Raw genomic sequence first — 19172 nt, 5'->3', positions numbered from 1 at the left:
TCCTGTATATGATTACCAACATTCCAGGCTACCCCAGAATAGGCAGCCAGCGAGAACTGAAGAAAGCCTGTGAAAACTATTGGGCAGGTAAAATTTCCCTGGAGAAGCTGGAGCTAACGGCCAGGCTTCTACGAAAAGAACACTGGGAAACCCTTCATCAGGCAGGCATAGACCTGATCCCCTCCAACGACTTCTCTTTTTATGATCAGATGCTCGACATGAGCATGGCACTGGGAGTGATACCCGCGCGTTTCCAGGAGCTGCGCCGCTCTTTCGCCAACCCCAACTGCCTCGAGCTGTACTTCGCCATGGCAAGGGGTTACCAGAAAAATGGCTTCGATCTCACCGCGGTGGAAATGACCAAATGGTTTGACACCAACTATCATTACCTGGTACCTGAATTTGATGCCAGTCAGGCTTACAGCCTGCAATCACGCAAGAGCGTCCAGGAATTCACAGAAGCACTGCAACAGGGCATTCGCACCAAACCTGTGCTGATAGGGCCTGTCACCTATATCCTCTGTGGCAAAATAAAAACAGCCGGTGTAACCCGTGCAGCCCTGTTACAACAGTTGTTGCCCGCCTACCTGGAATTGCTGGCCGCACTCCGCGACGCTGGCGCCGACTGGGTACAGCTGGACGAGCCTTGCCTGGTGACCGATCTGGAACCCGCTGATAAAATATTGTATCAACTGGCATATACCGCTATCCGTGACGCATTTCCAAATCTGAAACTCCTGCTCACCACTTACTTTGGTGCCCTGGAAGACAATACCGACCTGGCTTTGCAGCTACCGGTGGACGCGTTGCATATCGATCTTGTTCGTGCTCCGGAACAACTGAACACTGTACTGAACGCCCTGCCAGAAAACATACAATTATCGCTGGGCGTAGTGGACGGCCGCAACATCTGGAAAAATGATTACACCACCTCAATGTCGCTGATCCACCAGGCAGTACAGGCTATCGGCCGGGAACGCCTGATGCTGGGCACTTCCTGCTCACTGCTGCATGTGCCATACAACCTTGACGATGAAACAGCTCTTAATGCCGACATCAAACAATGGATGGCTTTTGCCCGGCAGAAAGTGGAAGAAGTCATCTCCCTGAAACAAATTACTGTCGGAGACACCACGTTGCTGGCAGTCAACCAGCAGGTGATGGAACAACGCAAATCAGCGCCCGGCATTCATGTACCGGCCGTAAAAGCGCGACTGGCAGCCGTTACAGCCGACGACTTTTCCCGTCAGCATAGTTTTACCGAACGTCAGCCCCTGCAACAAGCGAAGCTGCAGCTACCACTACTGCCTACCACTACCATCGGTTCTTTCCCACAAACGGTAGAAATACGGCAATTGCGTTCCCATCTCAAAAAGGGGCAAATCACCCCAGCGCAATACGATCAGGACATCAGCGCCGCTATCCGCGAGGCTATCTCCTGGCAGGAATCACTTGGCCTCGATGTGTTGGTGCATGGCGAGTTTGAGCGCAATGACATGGTGGAATATTTCGGAGAACAGCTGGAAGGTTTTGCTTTTACGCAAAACGGATGGGTGCAAAGCTACGGTTCCCGTTGTGTGAAGCCACCTGTCATTTACGGCGATGTATGGCGCCCGCAGCCGATGACCGTTGCCTGGAGCCAGTTTGCACAATCGCTCACCAACAAGCCTGTCAAAGGCATGCTTACCGGTCCGGTCACCATTTTACAGTGGTCTTTTGTGAGAAATGATCAACCCCGCATGGATACTGCGTTTCAGATAGCGCTAGCTATCCGGGATGAAGTAAAAGACCTGGAAGACGCTGGTATTACTGTTATCCAGGTAGATGAACCGGCACTCCGCGAAGGGCTGCCCCTGCGTAAAAGCAAGCAGGACGCGTACCTCCGGCAGGCTGTCGACGCCTTCCGCTTGTCCGTAGCGCCTGTGCAGGACACCACGCAGATACATACGCATATGTGTTATGCAGAATTCAATGACATCATCGCACATATTGCCGCCATGGACGCAGATGTGATCACGATGGAAACATCACGCTCCCAGATGGAGCTGCTGGAAGCTTTTGCGCGCTTCAGCTACCCGAATGAAACGGGTCCGGGCGTATACGATATCCACTCTCCCCGTGTGCCGGGCGTAGCAGAAATGGGCAAGCTGCTACACAGAGCGGCCACACTGCTGCCGGTGCGCAACCTCTGGGTAAACCCCGACTGTGGCCTCAAGACAAGAAAGTGGCCGGAAACGGAAATGTCGCTGCGGAATATGGTACAGGCGGCCCGTGAAGTGAGGAAGCAGCTGGCGTGATTTCATTCCTTCAGCATTTCGTACATTTGGTACATGCTGAAACATGAAATCGTCTCCTGCCCTCGCTGCAACCGGACTTTTGAATGCCGGGTCAACAGTATTCATCGCTGCCAGTGCAGCGATGTACCACTCACACTGGAAGAACGTTTCAGAATAAGTGAAAAATACCAGGGCTGCCTCTGCGAAAATTGTTTACGCGAACTAAAGGCTGTATTACAACAACAGCCTAACGCTCCACTATAAATCATATCATGGCATACGAAGAACAGATCGAGAAATCCGTTACACGAATTTTCAAAGCGGTATTTCCTAACACGGTAAACCATTACGACACGCTTTTCGGCGGCACCGCCATGCATCTTATGGACGAAGTGGCCTTTATCACCGCTACCCGTTTCACGAAAATGCGCACCGTCACCGTATCATCAGACAGGATCGATTTCAAAAAACCTATTCCGCACGGCACCATCATTGAATTGGTAGGCACCGTCATTCATGTGGGTAACACCAGCCTGAAAGTAAGGGTGGACATCTATGTGGAGCAAATGTACCTTGAGCACCGGGAACATGCGATCAGCGGTATTTTCACCTTCGTGGCAATTGATGAAAATAAAAAGCCGATACCTATTAAAGTACCGGCTTAAAAATTTAGTCATTTGGTTATTGGGCTATTTAATATGTAAATGGTCCAATAACCAAATATTCAAATATCTTAAACGATTTCCACCAGTTCCAGATCGAACACCAGGTCCTGACCAGCCAGCGGGTGGTTAGCATCCAGGGTGATAAACTCAGAACCAACAGCAGCTACTCTCACCTGGAACACATGGCCTTCAGGATTGCTCATCTGCAGTTCCATGCCCACTTCAGGGTTCAGGTCAGGAGGAATATTTGCTTTAGGGAACTCCATGATCATTTCATCATTCTTCGGACCATATGCCTGATCAACAGGGATATGGATTGTTTTCTTCTCGCCCGGCTTCATATCCAGTACACCGTTCTCAAAACCTTTGATCACCATGTGTGCACCTACTTTGAATTCCAGCGGTGCTCTGCCCTCTGAGGAATCAAACATGGTCCCGTCGGTCAAACGGCCCTGGTAGTGCACTTTCACAGTATCCCCGTTTTTAACAGCTTGCATAAATTAGTTGTTTATAGTGAATAATATGCGCAAGATACTAAAACGGACTATATCTCCTCAATTTTTCTCACTGCCATACCGTATCTTAAGGCCATGAACCGTCTATTAATCATCTGCACGCTTTTATGCAGCCTGTTCACCTCTGCACAGGCACAGTATGCCTCCCATGTTATACCGGGAGCAGCACAAACCAATCAGTACCTGCCACTGCTGAAAAACAAGCGGGTGGCCCTACTCGTGAATCAAACCGCTACCATCGGCACCACGCACCTGGTAGACACCCTGCTGAAACTGCAGGTACACATCGCCAAAATCTTCAGTCCGGAACATGGTTTCCGCGGCCAGGCCGATGCCGGCGAAAAAGTAGGCAACAGCACCGATAAGAATACAGGACTGCCTGTAGTGTCTCTGTATGGCCAGCACCGCAAAGCCACTGCAGCAGACCTTCAGGATGTAGATGTGCTCATCTTTGACGTACAGGATGTAGGCGCCCGTTTCTATACCTACATCTCCTCCCTGCAGGAACTGATGGAGTCCGCCGCAGAAAACAATAAACCCATCATTGTACTCGACAGGCCCAATCCCAATGGCGACTATGTAGATGGACCAATACTGGACACCGCTTTCCGCTCTTTCGTAGGCATGCAGCCTATTCCCATTGTACACGGCATGACCGTAGGTGAATACGCGCAAATGCTCAATGGCGAAGGCTGGCTCAGCAAAGGTGTCAAATGCAAATTAACCGTCATCCCCTGCGAAAACTATACCCATCACACCTATTACAGCCTTCCTATCGCGCCATCTCCTAATCTGCCTGATATGGCGGCGGTTAATCTTTACACCGCGCTTTGTTTCTTTGAAGGTACGCCCATCAGTCTGGGACGCGGCACCGACAAGCCTTTCCAGCTGTTTGGCTCCCCGCTGTTCCCGAAGAAAGGATTTTCCTTTACGCCCCGCAGCGTAGCCGGCGCTAAAAATCCACCGCTGAAAGATCAGCTGTGCTACGGATTTGACCTGAGCAAAGCCCCGGAGGCCACGCCTGCGAAAGGCCGTAAGATAGCGCTGAAATGGCTGTTACAGGCGTATGCACTGTATCCTCAAAAGGATAAATTCTTCAACGCCTTCTTCAATAAACTGGCGGGCAATGCACAATTACAGCAGCAAATCAAAAATGGTTTGTCAGAAGCCGACATCCGCAAGAGCTGGGAACCAGGACTGCGGCAGTTTAAAGCTATCCGCGCAAAATACCTGCTGTACGAGGAATAATTCATTTACTTTTGCGTCATATGGACAAACAGCTTCGCATCGTTTTTATGGGGACGCCTGATTTTGCAGTAGCATCCCTCGATATACTGGTAGAGAATGGATTTAATATCGTTGGTGTGATCACAGCGCCCGACAAACCTGCAGGCAGGGGCCTGCAGATGCAGGAGAGCGCCGTCAAAAAATATGCTGTCAGCAAAGGTTTACCGGTATTACAACCGGAGAAACTGAAAAACCCGGAGTTCATTGCACAGCTGACCGCTCTCAAAGCAGATCTGCAGGTGGTGGTAGCTTTCCGTATGCTGCCGGAAATAGTCTGGAATATGCCCCCCGAAGGCACCATCAACGTACATGCTTCGCTGTTGCCCAACTATCGCGGTGCGGCACCGATCAACTGGGCGATCATCAACGGAGAAAAAGAATCCGGTGTTACCACATTCAAACTGCAACACGAAATTGATACCGGTGATATTCTGCTCGCAGATAAGGTAGTGATCCGTGATGATGAAACAGCCGGTGAGCTCCACGATGAACTGATGCATACCGGCGCCCGCCTGCTGTTGAAAACAGTACAGTCCATCGCCGCCGGTACCGCCAAAGAAACGCCACAGGCCAATATTGCCGCCGCCGATATCAAACACGCGCCTAAAATATTCAAGGAAACCTGTCAGATCAACTGGCAGGACCCGCTGGATAAAATATATAATCTTGTGAGGGGCCTCAGTCCCTATCCTGCAGCCTGGACCACGCTTCAGGATAAAAGCATGAAGATATACAAAGCGCACAAAGAACAGGGAACACCTTCCATTGCTCCCGGTGAATTTGATACAGACCAGAAAACATATGTGCGCATCGCAGCACCGGATGGATACCTTTATCTCGATGAGATACAGCTGGAAGGCAAGAAACGCATGGATATCGCCGCTTTCCTGCGGGGTTATCGTTTCTGATACCTACCGATGTACAATAAAACGAAAAGAGCGGGATATGATATCCCGCTCTTTTCGTTTTATACCCGGTATTGTTTCCGACGATTAATTATCGTAGCTCAGTTCGCAGTAGAAACGGGCGTCAGTAGTGCCCAGTGCCTGCATAGCGCCATCGCTCAATTTCACGATGAGGCCGGCGTTGGATTTCATCTGCGGGATAACGTCCAGCACTTTCGCGTAGATTGCTTTACCATTCAGCGGGTTGGTTACTTTGATAATAGTACCACGTGCCGCGGAGTTGTGCAGTGCGTAGTATTTACCTACCGCATTGCTCTTAAACCAGGTGCCGGGGCCTTTTTCCGTTGTAGCTTTTTTACCGCCGCTGGTCTGCTGTTCATACAGCTTTTCGAAGTCGCCGTTAGCCACTACCGGTGCTGCCGGTTTAGGAGCAGGTGCAGGCGCTGTTTCCGGCGCATCTGTTACCGGGCGTGCTTCCGGTTCTTTCTTTACTTCTTTGCGGGGAGCTTCTGTAGCAGGAGGTGTTACGGGTTCCGCCGGAGGAGCTTGTTCCTTCGGTTCGTTTTTCACCACTTCCTTGCGTGGGGCCGGTGCCGGTGTGGAGGCAGTAGCGCCGCCACCGCCTTTCAGGTAGCCTACAATAACGTAACCATCTTTTTTCAGACCATCGCCCTGGAAGTTGTTCCATTGGCGGATGTTGTCCAGGGGTACTTTGTTGTGGTTAACACTCACGCGGTATAAAGTTTCCTTCTCGGAAACTTTGTGATACACCGGTGTTCCGCTGGCATCCGCTTTCTGGGAGAAATTGGAAGCTGTCAGCGGGATATGCAGCTGATGTCCTAACTGCAAACCCTGATCCATCGTTATCTTGTTGGCCGCAGCAATTTCTTTGGGGGGCACGCCATAAGCACGGCTGAGGCTATAGAAGTTCTCTCCTTTTTTAACAACGTGAGAGATGTAAAGAGCCGGTGTGGTACCCTGTACCAGCAGTGTGTCCTGCGCTTTTACCACTCCTGCACTTAAACCAAACAAGGCAATTGATAGAATCGATTTTACCATACTAACTCTTTTTATGATTGAATGACCGTCCTTTTTCGGGCAACGAATATATGCGATAAAATTGACAAAAATATTTAATAAAACAAACGAAAAAACATGCTTTTTGTTGTTTGTCATGATGTGCCGATTATGATCGTTTCACACCTGCAAACACTTGTTGGCAGCCTATTTCACAAATATGTAACAGTGGGAACAAATAGCGCGGGTATTTTTTATAGCCCGCTGATATCTTTCAAAATACGGAGTTCCTTAGGATAATAATTGTTCATGCGGTTGGGCAGTATTTTAGCCCATCCCAGGGGCATCTGACCATAACGCATCAACGCCCAGCCTCTGACAGGTGTATCGATGCCCGGATCTTCCTTGCGGAGGTATTGCAACGCCGCTTTCAGTTCCAGGTCCACTACCGGCACTTCAGCCGCCACCATAGGGCTCATGGCCAGCTGGTGGTCCGGGATCAATTCCTTCTTTCCCGGCTGACCGGCTTTAACGCCCGCTTTGCGAATATACAACTGTTGTTGCAAGAATGCGATTTCTGTTGCCACCATGGGTGATAAAATCAACATTTCATCCTGATGAGGCAGATAACTATAGCCTTCGGGCAACCGTATCCAGGAAGACAATAACTCGCGCTCCTTAGCGCTGACAACACCCATTTTTGTCTCTTTGCGTTTTGCCGTGTGGGCCATGTCCCGCTTGCGGAAACAGCTGATAAAAAAGCCTTCCCCTTTCAAACGGTTAGGGTAAAAACGATAACCGGTACAATTTCGTTTGTCCGTTACCGTTGGTATGATCTGCCATTCTTCCGGCACATTCAGCGGAACATTCTCCAGTTCAAAATGATCGGCCAGCCAGTCCAGTATCACTTCATCTTCTTCTTTTGAAAAGGAACAGGTAGAATAGATGAGTATCCCGTCTTCCTTCAGGGCGGGTAACACATCGGCTAAAATCCGCTGCTGGCGCTGGCTGCAGAGCGCCACATTTTCAGGGGACCATTCCGGTATCAGCTCAGGATCACGGCGGAAAAGACCGGAACCCGAACAGGGCGCATCAATCACGATCAAATCAAAATACCCTGGCAGCCGGCTGAAATCCCGCGGGTCGTTATTGCTCACCACCACATTGGCCGCACCCCATTTGCTGAGATTATCAGCCAGCAAAGCAGCTCTTGGCTTGATCACCTCATTGGCCACCAGCATGCTTTGTTCATTGAGCAACGATTGCAGCAACGTAGATTTACCACCCGGCGCAGCACAGAGGTCCAGTACCTTCAACGGCTGGTTGAGATCAACTGTTGCCCGCACCGCATGTTCGAGAAACATGGAAGAGGCCTCCTGCACATAATACGCACCTGCATGAAAGTAAGGGTCGAACGTAAAAGAAGGGCGTTGGGACAGATAGTACCCGGCACTGCTCCAGGGTATCTGCGTAGCATTGCTGGCTGACAAGGCAGACAGGATACTTTCCTGCGTTTCCGCAGTACGTACTTTCAGTGGATTAAATCTCAGGGAAGTGATTTTCTCTGCGGCGGCATGCACCTGCTCAAACGGCGCCCGGTCAAAACCGGGAAGGCCTTCCAGAGAAGCAATCAGTGCTGCGGGTAATTGATTGGACAATGCTCTTTTTCCGCAAAATTACGATTTACAATTACGAATTACGAATTTTGGAGCCTCCGGTGCTTTCCACTTCCCCAAAATCCGTAATCCGTATCAGTGCATTACACTTGTTTGATTTCTGCCACCAGCTGTTGCAATACCTGTTTGGCATCACCAAACAGCATGGATGTTTTTGGTTGAAAAAACAGCTCGTTTTCGATGCCTGCGTAACCAGGTTTCATACTACGTTTATTCACGATCACCAGCTTTGCATTTTCCACTTCCAGAATAGGCATTCCGTAAATAGGGCTGGCAGGATCGTTTTTAGCGGCAGGGTTAACGACATCATTGGCCCCCAGTACCAGTACAGCATCGGTAGTAGGCATTTCAGCGTTGGCGTCTTCCATCTCCAACAGTTTCTCATACGGCACGTCTGCCTCCGCCAATAGCACGTTCATATGGCCGGGCATACGGCCCGCCACCGGATGGATAGCATATTTCACCACCACCCCTTTATCTTCCAATAGTTTTTCCAACTCATGACAAGCATGCTGTGCCTGCGCCACGGCGAGGCCATAACCCGGAACGATCATCACTTTGCTGGCATACGCCATCACCACTGCCGCATCAGACAAACTGATTTCCTTGTAGCTGCCCTGTTCCTTGCCACCTGCCGCCGCTGCGGCGCCACCACCGCCAAAAGAACCGATCAGCACATTTTTCAGGGAGCGGTTCATTGCCTGGCACATCAGAATAGTCAGGATAGTGCCCGCAGATCCCACCAGGATACCACCAGTGAGCATCACCGGGTTGTTGTACAGGAAACCGCCACAGGCTGCGGCTACACCTGTAAATGAGTTGAGCAGGGATATCACCACCGGCATATCCGCACCACCAATCGGCAGTACGAACAGGATGCCATATATCAGGGCACAAACCAGTATGAGATAAAACAATAATTGAAAGCTAAGCTGTGAATGATCAGCATCAGGTTTCAGCATCGCTTCCACATGCTGATTAACGGTTAACACCATCACTGCAGCACCTATCACCACAATTGCCATGACCACCAGGTTTACGATATGTTGTCCTTTGAAAGCAAAATCACGAATACGGCCATTGAGTTTTCCCCAGGCCACCACGCTGCCGGCAAAGGAAACAGCGCCAATGATCAATCCTAACAGGATAATCAGTAAATGCCCGCGCACATCAGGGTTAAGGTTTACGGACAAATTATTGACCTCGCCTCCCCCGGACTGAAGGAGCACTTGCAGCTGCGCCATCACCTGTTCCCCGGCTGAAGTAATTACCTCCCGGGCATCAAAGCGGGAATGTACCAGATGATCAAACTCCACTACCGATATCAGGGCAGCGCAGGCGCCTCCCATACCGTTGAACATGCTCACCATTTCGGGCATGGCCGTCATCTTTACTTTTTTGGCAGCCATTACACCGATGATGCTGCCTATCAGGAGGCCGGCAGCTATCCAGCCGTAGTTATGCAGATGTTTTCCTTCAGATTTGTAGAGAAAGATAGTGCCCACAATAGCGAGCGCCATACCGGCTGCCGCCACCAGATTGCCTTTGCGGGCAGTATCCGGCTTACTGAGCATTTTCAGGCCAAGGATAAACGTAACAGAGCCGATCAGGTAGATGATGGATAGTACACTGAGTCCCATAAACATTGCGCTTTAAACCGTTATTTCTTTTTCTTTTTGAACATCTCCAGCATACGGTCTGTTACCACAAAACCGCCTACCACATTGACCGTACCCAGAATTACCGCCAGGAAGCCCAGAACCAGTGCGAGATAATTGTCTTTCTCCGCCTGACCCATCACGATGATCGCACCGATGATCACCACTCCGTGAATAGCGTTAGCGCCGCTCATCAGCGGCGTGTGCAATACGGAAGGCACCCGTGAAATCACCTCCACTCCGAGGAAAATGGAGAGGATCACGATATAGATCAGCTCTATATGTTGTTGAAAAAAAGATAGAATATGTTCCATGCTTGCGGTATTTGATTAGTCGGTACAGTCCGGTGTCATCAGCCTTGTACGCTGCTGGTGGCCGGTTTCGCGCTTTTCAGGCGCTCATGAACGATTTCACCGTTGTGGGTGATGCAGGCGCCCCGCACAATGTCATCCTCAAAATTCAACTGCAGGTTTCCCTCTTTGGTCAATATGAGTTTCAGAAAGTTGAAAACGTTTTTAGCGTATAGTTTGCTGGCATCTGCCGGCATGGAGGCGGCAAGGTTGGAATCTCCGATGATGGTGACACCTTGATAGAGCACCGTTTCATTGTTCCTGGTAAGGGCGGTGTTACCACCGGTAGCGGCAGCCATGTCTACAATAACAGCGCCGCTGCGCATCTGGTCCAGCATAGGTTGTGTGACCAGCACCGGCGCTTTTTTACCTGGTATCTGGGCGGTGGTGATCACTATATCTGCCTTGGCAATACTTTCGGCGATTTTAGCCTGTTGTTTCTGTTGATAGTCTTCACTTTGTTCTACCGCATAACCACCGGCAGCAGAGGCATCAGCGGCGCCGTCCACTTCCACGAAGCGGGCGCCAAGGCTCATCACCTCTTCTTTTACCGCGGGGCGGGTGTCAAACACTTCTACCACGGCACCCAGCCTTCTGGCGGTGGCAATGGCCTGGAGACCGGCCACACCGGCACCCAGTATCAGCACTTTGGCCGGTGCAATACTGCCCGCGGCCGTCATAAACATGGGGAAATAACGGGAATAGGTATACGCTGCCAGCAGCACCGCTTTGTACCCGGCAATATTGGCCTGGGAACTAAGCACGTCCATCACCTGCGCCCTGGTGGTGCGGGGAATGGCATCGAGGCTCAGTGCCGTAATCTGTTGGGTGGCCCAAAACTCCACCTCTTCAGGACGGAAGAGCGGCTGTAATACGCCCAGGATCACCTTCCCGGCGGGTATCTGCGCCGCCAGCTCTCGTGGGGGTGGCTGTAGTGTAAAAATGATATCAGATTGGGAAAGAATGTCCGCGGCAGTTTTAATCTGCGCACCCGCCTGCATATAGGCGTCATCGTTATAGAAAGCCTGTGCGCCGGCACCCTGCTCCACCCACACGGTTACCGACATCTGCTGCAGCTGTTTCACGATTTCAGGCGTGAGGGACACCCGGCTTTCGCCATTGTTTTCTTTTAAAATTCCTGCAATCATCTGGTGGAAGTTTATAATGGAATTTAAACAAAAAAAACGGCAACTACGAAACAATCATTGATTAATTTTTCTTCAGCTTATCTGCCAGCGATGCGGCATGCTGTATCAGTGCAGGTAAAGCCACTCCCTGCACAAAATTGCTCCGCAGCAATATGCCGGGATAATTATGCTCCATAGCAGCAACGGCACTGCGCAACTTTGCATGTCCGATATTCAGTTGCGGGATCGCCTTTTGTATAAAACTGAAATGCTGCATCACAGGAGCAGCCGTCAGCCCCAGCAGGGAACGGATTTCTTTGATCACGGTTTCCTGGAGCTGCGCCGTTCCCAGCTCATCGAAATAATGCTCCTGGCGGGAACCACCGGTAAATACGGTCAGCAGTAACTTTCCGTCTGGTGCTTTATGAGGGAAGATGGCTGAATTGCAGATAGCCCCGAGGAAATGCAGTTTTTCTGCATGCGGCACGAGGAAACCAAAGCCTTCCAGTGGTTGAGGCAGGGCTTTGGCATCGAAACCCAAATGCAGTACGCCCATACGTGGATAATACACCTGTTGCAGCAAAGCGGCCAGTCCCTCGTCCAGCCCCGCGAGCTGCCGCCCGGCGGTATAAGCCGGCGTAGTCAGGATGATACGGTCTGCTTCCAGCACGGCCTCACGGCCCTGCTCTTCGGTTATCACCTGGTAACCGCCAACGGCGGAAACTACTATATTTTTTACGGTACACTGAAAACGTACCGGTGTTTGCAACTTTTCCTGCAAGCGCCTGGTCAGCGTTTGATTGCCACCAGCCAGACTGATGATCTTACGGCCCGCCATCACGCCCTTTTCTTTCATAAGGCCTTTGGTGACGCTGCCATACTCCCTTTCCCAGCGCGGCAAAGCGGGCAATACCTCGCCAATGCTCATCAGGTCGGGGTTACCGGCATAAATACCGGATAATATCGGGTCGAATAAATAATCGGCTATTTCTTTGTTGAACCGGCGCTCCACAAAATGCGTCACCGTCTCTTCCCCTTGTACCGGTGCGGGTTTACGGAAACGTTCGGTAAACAGGCGCCATTTGCTGCCGCGGCTGATATAATCAGAACCCATGATCTTGAACGGGTGAGGCGACACAGCATGCAACCGGTTGTTTCTCACCAGAAAGCGGTTCTTACTGGCAGCGGCGGCAGGCAGTATCTCCTGCTCCAGCCCGATTTCCTGCAGGAACGCCATCGTTTCCGGCGTAGCGGCAATGGTATTCGGACCGGCGTCCAGTTCAAAACCTTCCTTGTTGAATGACTGTATCACACCGCCGCTATGACCGGCTGCTTCCAGCACCTGATAAGGTATGCCTCTTTTTTGCAGCTCATAGGCGATGCTCAGGCCGGAAATACCGGCCCCGATGATCAAAACGGGTTTCTGTGGCATATGGAACAAGATTATACGGTTTCCGCTTGCATGATCTGGTTGCAGTACTTAACGATAGCATTGACCCACATCGGATGTACATTCAGACAGGGGATCATAGTAAAACTGTCGCCACCATTGTTCATGAACGAATGTTTTCCTTCTACTGCAATTTCTTCCAGTGTTTCCAGGCAGTCAGATACAAATGCCGGGCATACTACCAGCAGCTTTTTCTTTCCTTCTTTAGGCAATGTCTCCAATAGACCGGCTGTATAAGGTTTCAGCCATTCTTCCCTGCCCAGGCGCGACTGGAAAGAGATACCCCATTTTTCGCGGGGCAGGCCCAGTTTAGCGGCTACCAGTTCCGCCGTAATCGTCACCTGGTGCCGGTAACAATACTGATGCGCCGCCGATTTCACATGACAGCAGTCTGTTACCTTCATACAATGATGACCCGTAACATCGCCTTTGTGGATATGCCGTTCCGGTACGCCGTGGTAGCTGAACAGCACATAATCATGCTGCTGTTGCAGGAATGGGCGCATACTCTCTGCTACGGCATCGATGTAGGCAGGCTCATCATAGAAAGGAGGAATGATCGAGAGTCTGAACTTGTATTTTTTCTTTTTGTAGATTTCTTTCGCATACTCCGCCGCTGTTTCATAAGAAGACATGGCATAATGCGGATATAAAGGCAACACGATCACCTCTTTCAGTTGCGGGTTCTTTTTCAGCAGATTGTCAAACGCTACTTCCGGATGCGGATTACCGTAACGCATCGCTATTTCCACCGGCACGTCCATATCATGCTGCACAGCCGCCTGTAATTGTTTTGTCAGTACGATCAACGGAGAACCATCTTCCCACCAGATAGAGGAATAAGCTTCGGCAGACTTCTCAGCACGGCGCGGAACAATGATCCCTTCTATCAGTATTTTACGGAACAGCCATGGATAATCAATCACACGCTTGTCCATCAGAAACTCCAGCAGATAACGTTTTACATCAGGAACTGCCGTGCTATCGGGCGACCCCAGGTTCATCAGAATAATGCCAACTTCAGATTTAGATACCATGTGCTTTATAAATTGCTGCAAAAGTAAATAACAAATCCACACAAAATGCTTTTTCAGAAAGGGGCCTGTAAGCCATGCTCCCGGCTCAAATGTCATGTGTTTGTAATGAATACGGTGGTATTTTTCGTATATTCGTGCCTCCATCCGCCACAGTACCCGAAGCATGCAAAACCTGATAAAAATCATTTTTTCATCGTACTGAACACCAGTAGGAGAAATGACACACTAATGACAGCCTAAACCCTTTGTTTGCGGCGTATCCAAGTATTTTTGCAGCCGGAAGCTTATTCAAGAACATGCAGGTCAGTCACTCAAAAGAAATAGCAAATTTTCATATCGTTGGGATCAACTATAAGAAAACAGACGCTGCTATCAGGGGATTATACGCCATTAATCAGGCCCAATACCAACAACTCCTGGAGCATGCCAGGACTGTGCAATTAGATGATCTCTTTGTACTCTCCACTTGTAACAGAACCGAGATATACGGGTTCGCCAATACACCTGGCGATCTGTTAAATCTGTTGTCCCGCGAAACAAACGGCGATCGTGTACAGCTGGAAGAACTGGCGTACATCAAATCCGGTGAAGAAGCCATTCGTCATCTGTACCAGGTAGGCACCGGCCTTGATTCCCAGATCCTTGGTGATTATGAGATTGTCGGCCAGATACGCATTGCTGCCAGATTTGCTAAAGCACATCAATGCCTCGGCAGTTTCCTCGAAAGGCTGGTCAACAGCGTATTACAAGTCTCCAAACTGATCAAGACGGAAACCGGCCTTAGCAAAGGCACCGTATCAGTGGCATTCGCTACGGTACGCCTGCTCGAACGCCGGTGCCCGGACATCCGTGATAAAAAAATTGTGCTGGTAGGTGTAGGCAAAATAGGCCGTAACACCTGCAAGAACATGATAGAATACCTCGGCGTAAAAGAGGTAACCCTCATCAACCGCACCCTTCAGGTGGCGGCTGATTTTGCCGATCAACACGGACTGCGTTACGCGCCCTATGAAAATATGGTCGCTGAAATGCAGGCTGCCGATGTGGTGCTCGTTGCCTCCAACGCTCCCGAACCGACCGTACTGGCATCCCATTTCCATCAGTCTTCTCCAAAACTGATCGTCGACCTCTCCATTCCTTTCAACGTGGAATCAGCCGTAGGCGATCTGGAACATGTCTCCCTGATCAACGTCGACGAGCTGTCGAAAGTACAGGACGAAACCCTGCAAAACAGGCTGGGTGAAGTTCCCAAGGCCCTCTCCATTATCGAGGAGCATATGGCGGAATTCCTGTACTGGTACAAAATGCGCAAACATGCCGTTGTACTCAAAGCGGTAAAAGACAAACTGCAGGAGATACATACCCGCGAAATACAACAACAGAAAAACGGCTCCGGTTATAAAGTGGAAGACATGGAACAAGTATCTTCCCGTATTATTCAGAAAATGATCAATCTCATGGCAGGCAAGGTCCGCAAGGAAACCGACAAAAGCGACCTGTATATCGCCATGATCAACGATATTTTTGAGACAGGCGTCAAGCAGGACTAATCATCATGGACAAAATTATCAGGATAGGCACAAGAGAAAGCCAGCTGGCCTTATGGCAGGCTCACCAGGTTAATGACCTGCTCACTGCACAGGGCTATAAAACAACGCTGGTGCCCATCAAAAGCGAAGGCGATATCGATCTCGTTACACCACTGTACGAAATCGGTGTACAGGGCATCTTCACCAAAAGCCTCGACCTGGCACTATTGAACAACCGCATCGACATTGCTGTTCATTCTTTCAAAGATGTGCCCACACAGCTACCGCAACAAATCATACAGGCAGCCGTATTAAAGCGCGGACCGGTAAAAGATCTGCTGGTATATAAAAACGATACGTCTTTCCTCGATCAGCCGGACTATGTGGCCAACATCGCCACCAGCAGCGTACGCCGCAAAGCACAGTGGCTGCGGAAATACCCGCAACACCAGCTGCACAACCTGCGTGGCAACGTCAACACCCGCCTGCAAAAACTTGCAGCTGAAAACTGGGACGGCGCCATCTTCGCTGTGGCCGGACTGGAACGGATCAACGTACGCCCTTCCAACTCCATCGATCTCGACTGGATGCTGCCAGCTCCCGCACAAGGCGCTGTAGTGGCCGTATGCCGCGAAGATGATACGCTCTGCCGCGAAGCCTGTGCCGCCTTTAATGATGCGGAAACAGCCCTGGCCACTCATATTGAACGCGAATTCCTGCGTACCCTGATGGGCGGATGCACCACCCCTATCAGCGCGTACGCTCATATACATAACAATACCGTACACTTCAGCGGAGAACTATGCAGCCTCGATGGCTCCCGGTTCTTCAGCATCAGCCGCGAAGTACCGCTGGAACAGGCACAACACCTGGGCCGATCCGCAGCGGAAGAAATCATGGCCCAGGGTGGCGCTGAAGTAGTAGCTGAAATCAGAAATGCCCGATAATGCCAAATACCGTGTACTGTGTACCAGGCCCTTGTCTGGCAACCTGATCACCGAAGCGGGTGAACAGGGCATTGCTATTGATGTACAGGATTTTATCCAGATAAAACCGCTGATCAACAATGACCTGCTGGGCGATGAAAATATGATGCGCATATTCGGTCATGACACCGATACACCGCTTGTCTTTACCAGCGCACATGCTGTAAGGGTTTTCACAAAATACTACCTTCATCAGTACGCTACTTTTTATATCATCGCCAATCCCATTTGTTGTATAGACGGCAACACAAAAAAACTGCTTCAACAAAAACTGCCCAATAATAAAATACTGGCTGAAGCCTCCTATGGCAAAGACCTTGCAGCCGCTATCATTGCACTGGGCAATATAAACGAAGTACATTTCTTCTGTGGCAACCAGCGCAGGGATGAATTGCCGCGAAGCCTACGGGATGCAGGCATCACAGTCAACGAATATGTGATCTACGAAAACATCCCCACCCCCACCTTGGTGGCCGATGAATACGATGGCATCCTGTTTTTCAGTCCCAGCGCGGTAAAAAGCTACTTTTCCGCCAACAGGCTGCCGCTGAAAACCGTTTGTTTTGCGATTGGCAGAACAACCGCCACCCTGCTGAGGGAATATACCGATAACAAAATCATCATGTCGCCCGCTACCGGGGAAGACTACATGGTGAAAACAGCTATATTTTACTTTAACAACATTAATTGCTACGAATGAGCGCATTGAAGAATGATTTATTGCTGAAGGCCCTTAGAGGCGAAACTGTTTCCCGCACACCCGTATGGATGATGCGTCAGGCAGGCCGCTATTTACCGGATTATATCAAACTGCGTGATAAATATAGCTTCTTTGAACGCTGCGAAAATCCTGAACTGGCCACTGAAATCACCGTGATGCCGGTGGACCAGGTAGGTGTTGACGCCGCCATTATTTTCTCCGACATCCTCGTGGTGCCGCAGGCAATGGGCATGGAAGTACAGCTGGTAGAGAAAGTAGGCCCCCTGCTGCCACAACCGGTAAAAAGCGCACAAGACCTTCAACGTTTATGCGTTCCCGATGTACACGAAAGACTGCATTATGTATTCGATGCCCTGAAGCTTACCAAACAAACCCTCGCCGGCCGCGTGCCGCTGATCGGTTTCGCCGGCGCTCCATGGACATTGCTCTGTTATATGGTACAAGGCAAAGGCTCCAAAACCTTTGATGAAGCCAAAGCCTTCTGCTATCAGCAACCTGCCGTAGCGCATCAGCTGCTGCAGATGATCACCGATACTTCCATCGCCTACCTGAAAGCACAGGTAGCTGCCGGTGCAGACACTGTACAGGTATTCGATTCCTGGGGTGGCCTGCTCAGTCCGCAGGACTTTGAAGTGTTCTCCCTGCAATACATCCGCCAGATCGTAGCAGCGATGAAAGATGTTTGCCCGACCATCGTATTTGCCAAAGGCGCCTGGTTCGCGCTCGAAGACATGGCTGCCACCGGCGCCCATGGCCTCGGCATCGACTGGTGCATCAAACCGGAACTGGCGCGCCAGTTTGCCGGCAGCAACATCACCCTGCAGGGCAATTTCGATCCGGCTAAACTGCTGGCGCCCATCCCTGAAATTGAAAAATCAGTGAAGGAAATGCTGAAAGGCTTCGGCCGCCAGCGTTATATCGCCAACCTCGGCCACGGCATCCTGCCTAATGTACCGGTAGATCATGCCAAAGCATTTGTTGAAACTGTTAAAGCACACGGCTAAACATACCATGAGCATCAAAAACGAATTCATCGCCTTTATACGGGACCTGCAGGATGAAATTTGCAGCGCCTTTGAAAAAATAGATGGCAAAGCCACCTTCCGGGAAGACCACTGGGAACGCCCCGGCGGCGGTGGCGGCCGCTCCCGCGTGATCGCCGATGGCAACGTGTTTGAAAAAGGCGGCGTCAGCACCTCCGTGGTACATGGCGACCTGCCCGAAGTAATGGCGCAACAGTTTGGTGTCAGCAACAGCAAGTTCATGGCCTGCGGCATCTCCCTGGTGATCCATCCGCTCAACCCGTTCGTGCCCACCGTACACGCCAACTTCCGCTACTTCGAATTATACGACCACGAAGGACAACTGAAAGACAGCTGGTTTGGCGGCGGCGCCGACCTCACGCCGTACTATCTCGAAGAGAAAGACGGCAGCCACTTCCACCGCACTTTCAAAGAGGCCTGCGATGCCTTTGGCACAGACCTCTACCCAAAATACAAACAACATTGCGATGAGTATTTCGTAAATAAACACCGCAATAACGAAGCCCGCGGCATCGGCGGTATCTTTTACGATTACCTCCGTCCCAATGCGGAAAAAACAGCCGAAGACCTCTTCGCCTTCTCCAAAGCCAATGGCAACGCTTTCCTGAAAGCATACCTGCCCATTGTGGAGAAAACCAAAGACATCCCCTATACAGATGCTCACAGAAGCTGGCAGGCGTATAGACGTGGACGTTATGTGGAATTCAATCTTATCCACGACCGCGGCACTTTGTTCGGACTGAAAACCAATGGCCGTACCGAGTCCATCCTCATGAGCCTTCCGCCCGTAGCCCGCTGGGAATACGATTTCCATCCGGCGCCCGGAAGCCAGGAGGCACAACTGGTGGAATGGCTGAAACCGCGCGACTGGATTAATATGCAGGACAACGGATGATCCACTATCATCTCAAAATAACAAACACAAAAACT

The 19172-nt window shown here is 50.6% G+C and carries 18 protein-coding genes; 10 read left to right on the top strand and 8 right to left on the bottom strand.

Features of this window, described 5'->3' with window-relative positions:
- Window positions 1-8 precede the first annotated feature (8 nt).
- Genes metE through HHL17_RS31665 form a run of 3 tightly spaced genes read left to right on the top strand, consistent with a single transcriptional unit; the run spans window position 9 to window position 2941 of the window.
- On the top strand, window positions 9-2297 hold the full coding sequence (gene metE / locus HHL17_RS31675) for a 5-methyltetrahydropteroyltriglutamate--homocysteine S-methyltransferase (RefSeq protein WP_169228812.1): 2289 nt from the start codon (window positions 9-11) through the stop codon (window positions 2295-2297).
- A gap of 33 nt (window positions 2298-2330) precedes the next feature.
- Window positions 2331-2540 (top strand): cysteine-rich CWC family protein, encoded by a 210-nt coding sequence (locus HHL17_RS31670; RefSeq protein WP_169228811.1) that lies wholly within the window; start codon window positions 2331-2333, stop codon window positions 2538-2540.
- An 8-nt stretch (window positions 2541-2548) separates the two neighbouring features.
- Entirely contained in the window at window positions 2549-2941 is a 393-nt protein-coding gene (locus HHL17_RS31665) for an acyl-CoA thioesterase (RefSeq protein WP_169228810.1), read from the top strand.
- Window positions 2942-3009: 68 nt separating this feature from the next.
- Here the strand turns inward: HHL17_RS31665 and HHL17_RS31660 are convergent, their stop codons facing one another.
- Window positions 3010-3438: an FKBP-type peptidyl-prolyl cis-trans isomerase gene (locus HHL17_RS31660; protein ID WP_169228809.1), complete on the bottom strand. Its 429-nt coding sequence runs from the start codon at window positions 3436-3438 to the stop codon at window positions 3010-3012.
- 93 nt (window positions 3439-3531) lie between these two features.
- Here HHL17_RS31660 and HHL17_RS31655 point away from each other — a divergent pair, with 93 nt between their 5' ends.
- A complete protein-coding gene (locus HHL17_RS31655) occupies window positions 3532-4704 on the top strand; it encodes an exo-beta-N-acetylmuramidase NamZ family protein (protein WP_169228808.1) in 1173 nt (390 codons plus the stop codon).
- 20 nt (window positions 4705-4724) lie between these two features.
- Window positions 4725-5651 (top strand): methionyl-tRNA formyltransferase, encoded by a 927-nt coding sequence (fmt, locus tag HHL17_RS31650; RefSeq protein WP_240976011.1) that lies wholly within the window; start codon window positions 4725-4727, stop codon window positions 5649-5651.
- 84 nt (window positions 5652-5735) lie between these two features.
- Here fmt and HHL17_RS31645 read toward each other — a convergent pair whose 3' ends face one another.
- From HHL17_RS31645 to hemH, 7 genes are all read right to left on the bottom strand, one after another.
- On the bottom strand, window positions 5736-6707 hold the full coding sequence (locus HHL17_RS31645) for a LysM peptidoglycan-binding domain-containing protein (protein ID WP_169228807.1): 972 nt from the start codon (window positions 6705-6707) through the stop codon (window positions 5736-5738).
- Window positions 6708-6919: 212 nt separating this feature from the next.
- The gene (locus HHL17_RS31640) at window positions 6920-8323 is read right to left on the bottom strand and encodes a methyltransferase RsmF C-terminal domain-like protein (RefSeq protein ID WP_169228806.1); all 1404 of its coding nucleotides are present in this window, start codon (window positions 8321-8323) and stop codon (window positions 6920-6922) included.
- A gap of 101 nt (window positions 8324-8424) precedes the next feature.
- On the bottom strand, window positions 8425-9981 hold the full coding sequence (locus HHL17_RS31635) for an NAD(P)(+) transhydrogenase (Re/Si-specific) subunit beta (protein WP_169228805.1): 1557 nt from the start codon (window positions 9979-9981) through the stop codon (window positions 8425-8427).
- Between the two features lie 20 nt (window positions 9982-10001).
- Window positions 10002-10313: an NAD(P) transhydrogenase subunit alpha gene (locus HHL17_RS31630; protein ID WP_169228804.1), complete on the bottom strand. Its 312-nt coding sequence runs from the start codon at window positions 10311-10313 to the stop codon at window positions 10002-10004.
- Window positions 10314-10351: 38 nt separating this feature from the next.
- Window positions 10352-11497 carry a Re/Si-specific NAD(P)(+) transhydrogenase subunit alpha gene (locus tag HHL17_RS31625; RefSeq protein WP_169228803.1) on the bottom strand — a complete coding sequence of 382 codons (1146 nt, stop codon included), beginning with the start codon at window positions 11495-11497 and terminating at the stop codon, window positions 10352-10354.
- Window positions 11498-11558: 61 nt separating this feature from the next.
- Window positions 11559-12908 (bottom strand): protoporphyrinogen oxidase, encoded by a 1350-nt coding sequence (hemG, locus tag HHL17_RS31620; RefSeq protein ID WP_169228802.1) that lies wholly within the window; start codon window positions 12906-12908, stop codon window positions 11559-11561.
- An 11-nt stretch (window positions 12909-12919) separates the two neighbouring features.
- Window positions 12920-13963: a ferrochelatase gene (hemH, locus tag HHL17_RS31615; RefSeq protein WP_169228801.1), complete on the bottom strand. Its 1044-nt coding sequence runs from the start codon at window positions 13961-13963 to the stop codon at window positions 12920-12922.
- Window positions 13964-14259: 296 nt separating this feature from the next.
- Here hemH and hemA point away from each other — a divergent pair, with 296 nt between their 5' ends.
- The 5 genes from hemA to hemF are packed head-to-tail and all read left to right on the top strand — an operon-like array spanning window position 14260 to window position 19137.
- On the top strand, window positions 14260-15513 hold the full coding sequence (gene hemA / locus HHL17_RS31610; protein ID WP_169228800.1) for a glutamyl-tRNA reductase: 1254 nt from the start codon (window positions 14260-14262) through the stop codon (window positions 15511-15513).
- Between the two features lie 5 nt (window positions 15514-15518).
- Entirely contained in the window at window positions 15519-16439 is a 921-nt protein-coding gene (gene hemC, locus HHL17_RS31605; RefSeq protein ID WP_169228799.1) for a hydroxymethylbilane synthase, read from the top strand.
- Window positions 16429-17178, top strand: coding sequence for a uroporphyrinogen-III synthase (locus tag HHL17_RS31600; protein WP_169228798.1), 750 nt, complete (start codon window positions 16429-16431; stop codon window positions 17176-17178). Before hemC ends, HHL17_RS31600 begins: the two co-directional genes overlap by 11 nt.
- Window positions 17175-18203: a uroporphyrinogen decarboxylase gene (gene hemE, locus HHL17_RS31595; protein ID WP_169228797.1), complete on the top strand. Its 1029-nt coding sequence runs from the start codon at window positions 17175-17177 to the stop codon at window positions 18201-18203. Before HHL17_RS31600 ends, hemE begins: the two co-directional genes overlap by 4 nt.
- Window positions 18163-19137 carry an oxygen-dependent coproporphyrinogen oxidase gene (gene hemF / locus HHL17_RS31590; protein ID WP_240976010.1) on the top strand — a complete coding sequence of 325 codons (975 nt, stop codon included), beginning with the start codon at window positions 18163-18165 and terminating at the stop codon, window positions 19135-19137. Before hemE ends, hemF begins: the two co-directional genes overlap by 41 nt.
- Window positions 19138-19172 lie beyond the last annotated feature (35 nt).

The sequence above is a fragment of the Chitinophaga fulva genome (genome assembly GCF_012927205.1).
Taxonomy (GTDB): Bacteria; Bacteroidota; Bacteroidia; order Chitinophagales; family Chitinophagaceae; genus Chitinophaga; species Chitinophaga fulva.
The sequence above is the reverse complement of the archived record's forward strand: the minus strand, read 5'-3'. Positions and strand labels throughout refer to the sequence as shown.

Excerpts from the sequence above, each read along its gene's own strand:
- metE (WP_169228812.1), top strand. The coding sequence starts at position 9 with ATGATTACCAACATTCCAGGCTACCCCAGAATAGGCAGCCAGCGAGAA.
- HHL17_RS31670 (WP_169228811.1), top strand. The coding sequence starts at position 2,331 with ATGCTGAAACATGAAATCGTCTCCTGCCCTCGCTGCAACCGGACTTTT.
- HHL17_RS31665 (WP_169228810.1), top strand. The coding sequence starts at position 2,549 with ATGGCATACGAAGAACAGATCGAGAAATCCGTTACACGAATTTTCAAA.
- HHL17_RS31660 (WP_169228809.1), bottom strand. The coding sequence starts at position 3,438 with ATGCAAGCTGTTAAAAACGGGGATACTGTGAAAGTGCACTACCAGGGC.
- HHL17_RS31655 (WP_169228808.1), top strand. The coding sequence starts at position 3,532 with ATGAACCGTCTATTAATCATCTGCACGCTTTTATGCAGCCTGTTCACC.
- fmt (WP_240976011.1), top strand. The coding sequence starts at position 4,725 with ATGGACAAACAGCTTCGCATCGTTTTTATGGGGACGCCTGATTTTGCA.
- HHL17_RS31645 (WP_169228807.1), bottom strand. The coding sequence starts at position 6,707 with ATGGTAAAATCGATTCTATCAATTGCCTTGTTTGGTTTAAGTGCAGGA.
- HHL17_RS31635 (WP_169228805.1), bottom strand. The coding sequence starts at position 9,981 with ATGGGACTCAGTGTACTATCCATCATCTACCTGATCGGCTCTGTTACG.
- HHL17_RS31630 (WP_169228804.1), bottom strand. The coding sequence starts at position 10,313 with ATGGAACATATTCTATCTTTTTTTCAACAACATATAGAGCTGATCTAT.
- HHL17_RS31625 (WP_169228803.1), bottom strand. The coding sequence starts at position 11,497 with ATGATTGCAGGAATTTTAAAAGAAAACAATGGCGAAAGCCGGGTGTCC.
- hemG (WP_169228802.1), bottom strand. The coding sequence starts at position 12,908 with ATGCCACAGAAACCCGTTTTGATCATCGGGGCCGGTATTTCCGGCCTG.
- hemH (WP_169228801.1), bottom strand. The coding sequence starts at position 13,963 with ATGGTATCTAAATCTGAAGTTGGCATTATTCTGATGAACCTGGGGTCG.
- hemA (WP_169228800.1), top strand. The coding sequence starts at position 14,260 with ATGCAGGTCAGTCACTCAAAAGAAATAGCAAATTTTCATATCGTTGGG.
- hemC (WP_169228799.1), top strand. The coding sequence starts at position 15,519 with ATGGACAAAATTATCAGGATAGGCACAAGAGAAAGCCAGCTGGCCTTA.
- HHL17_RS31600 (WP_169228798.1), top strand. The coding sequence starts at position 16,429 with ATGCCCGATAATGCCAAATACCGTGTACTGTGTACCAGGCCCTTGTCT.
- hemE (WP_169228797.1), top strand. The coding sequence starts at position 17,175 with ATGAGCGCATTGAAGAATGATTTATTGCTGAAGGCCCTTAGAGGCGAA.
- hemF (WP_240976010.1), top strand. The coding sequence starts at position 18,163 with ATGCCAAAGCATTTGTTGAAACTGTTAAAGCACACGGCTAAACATACC.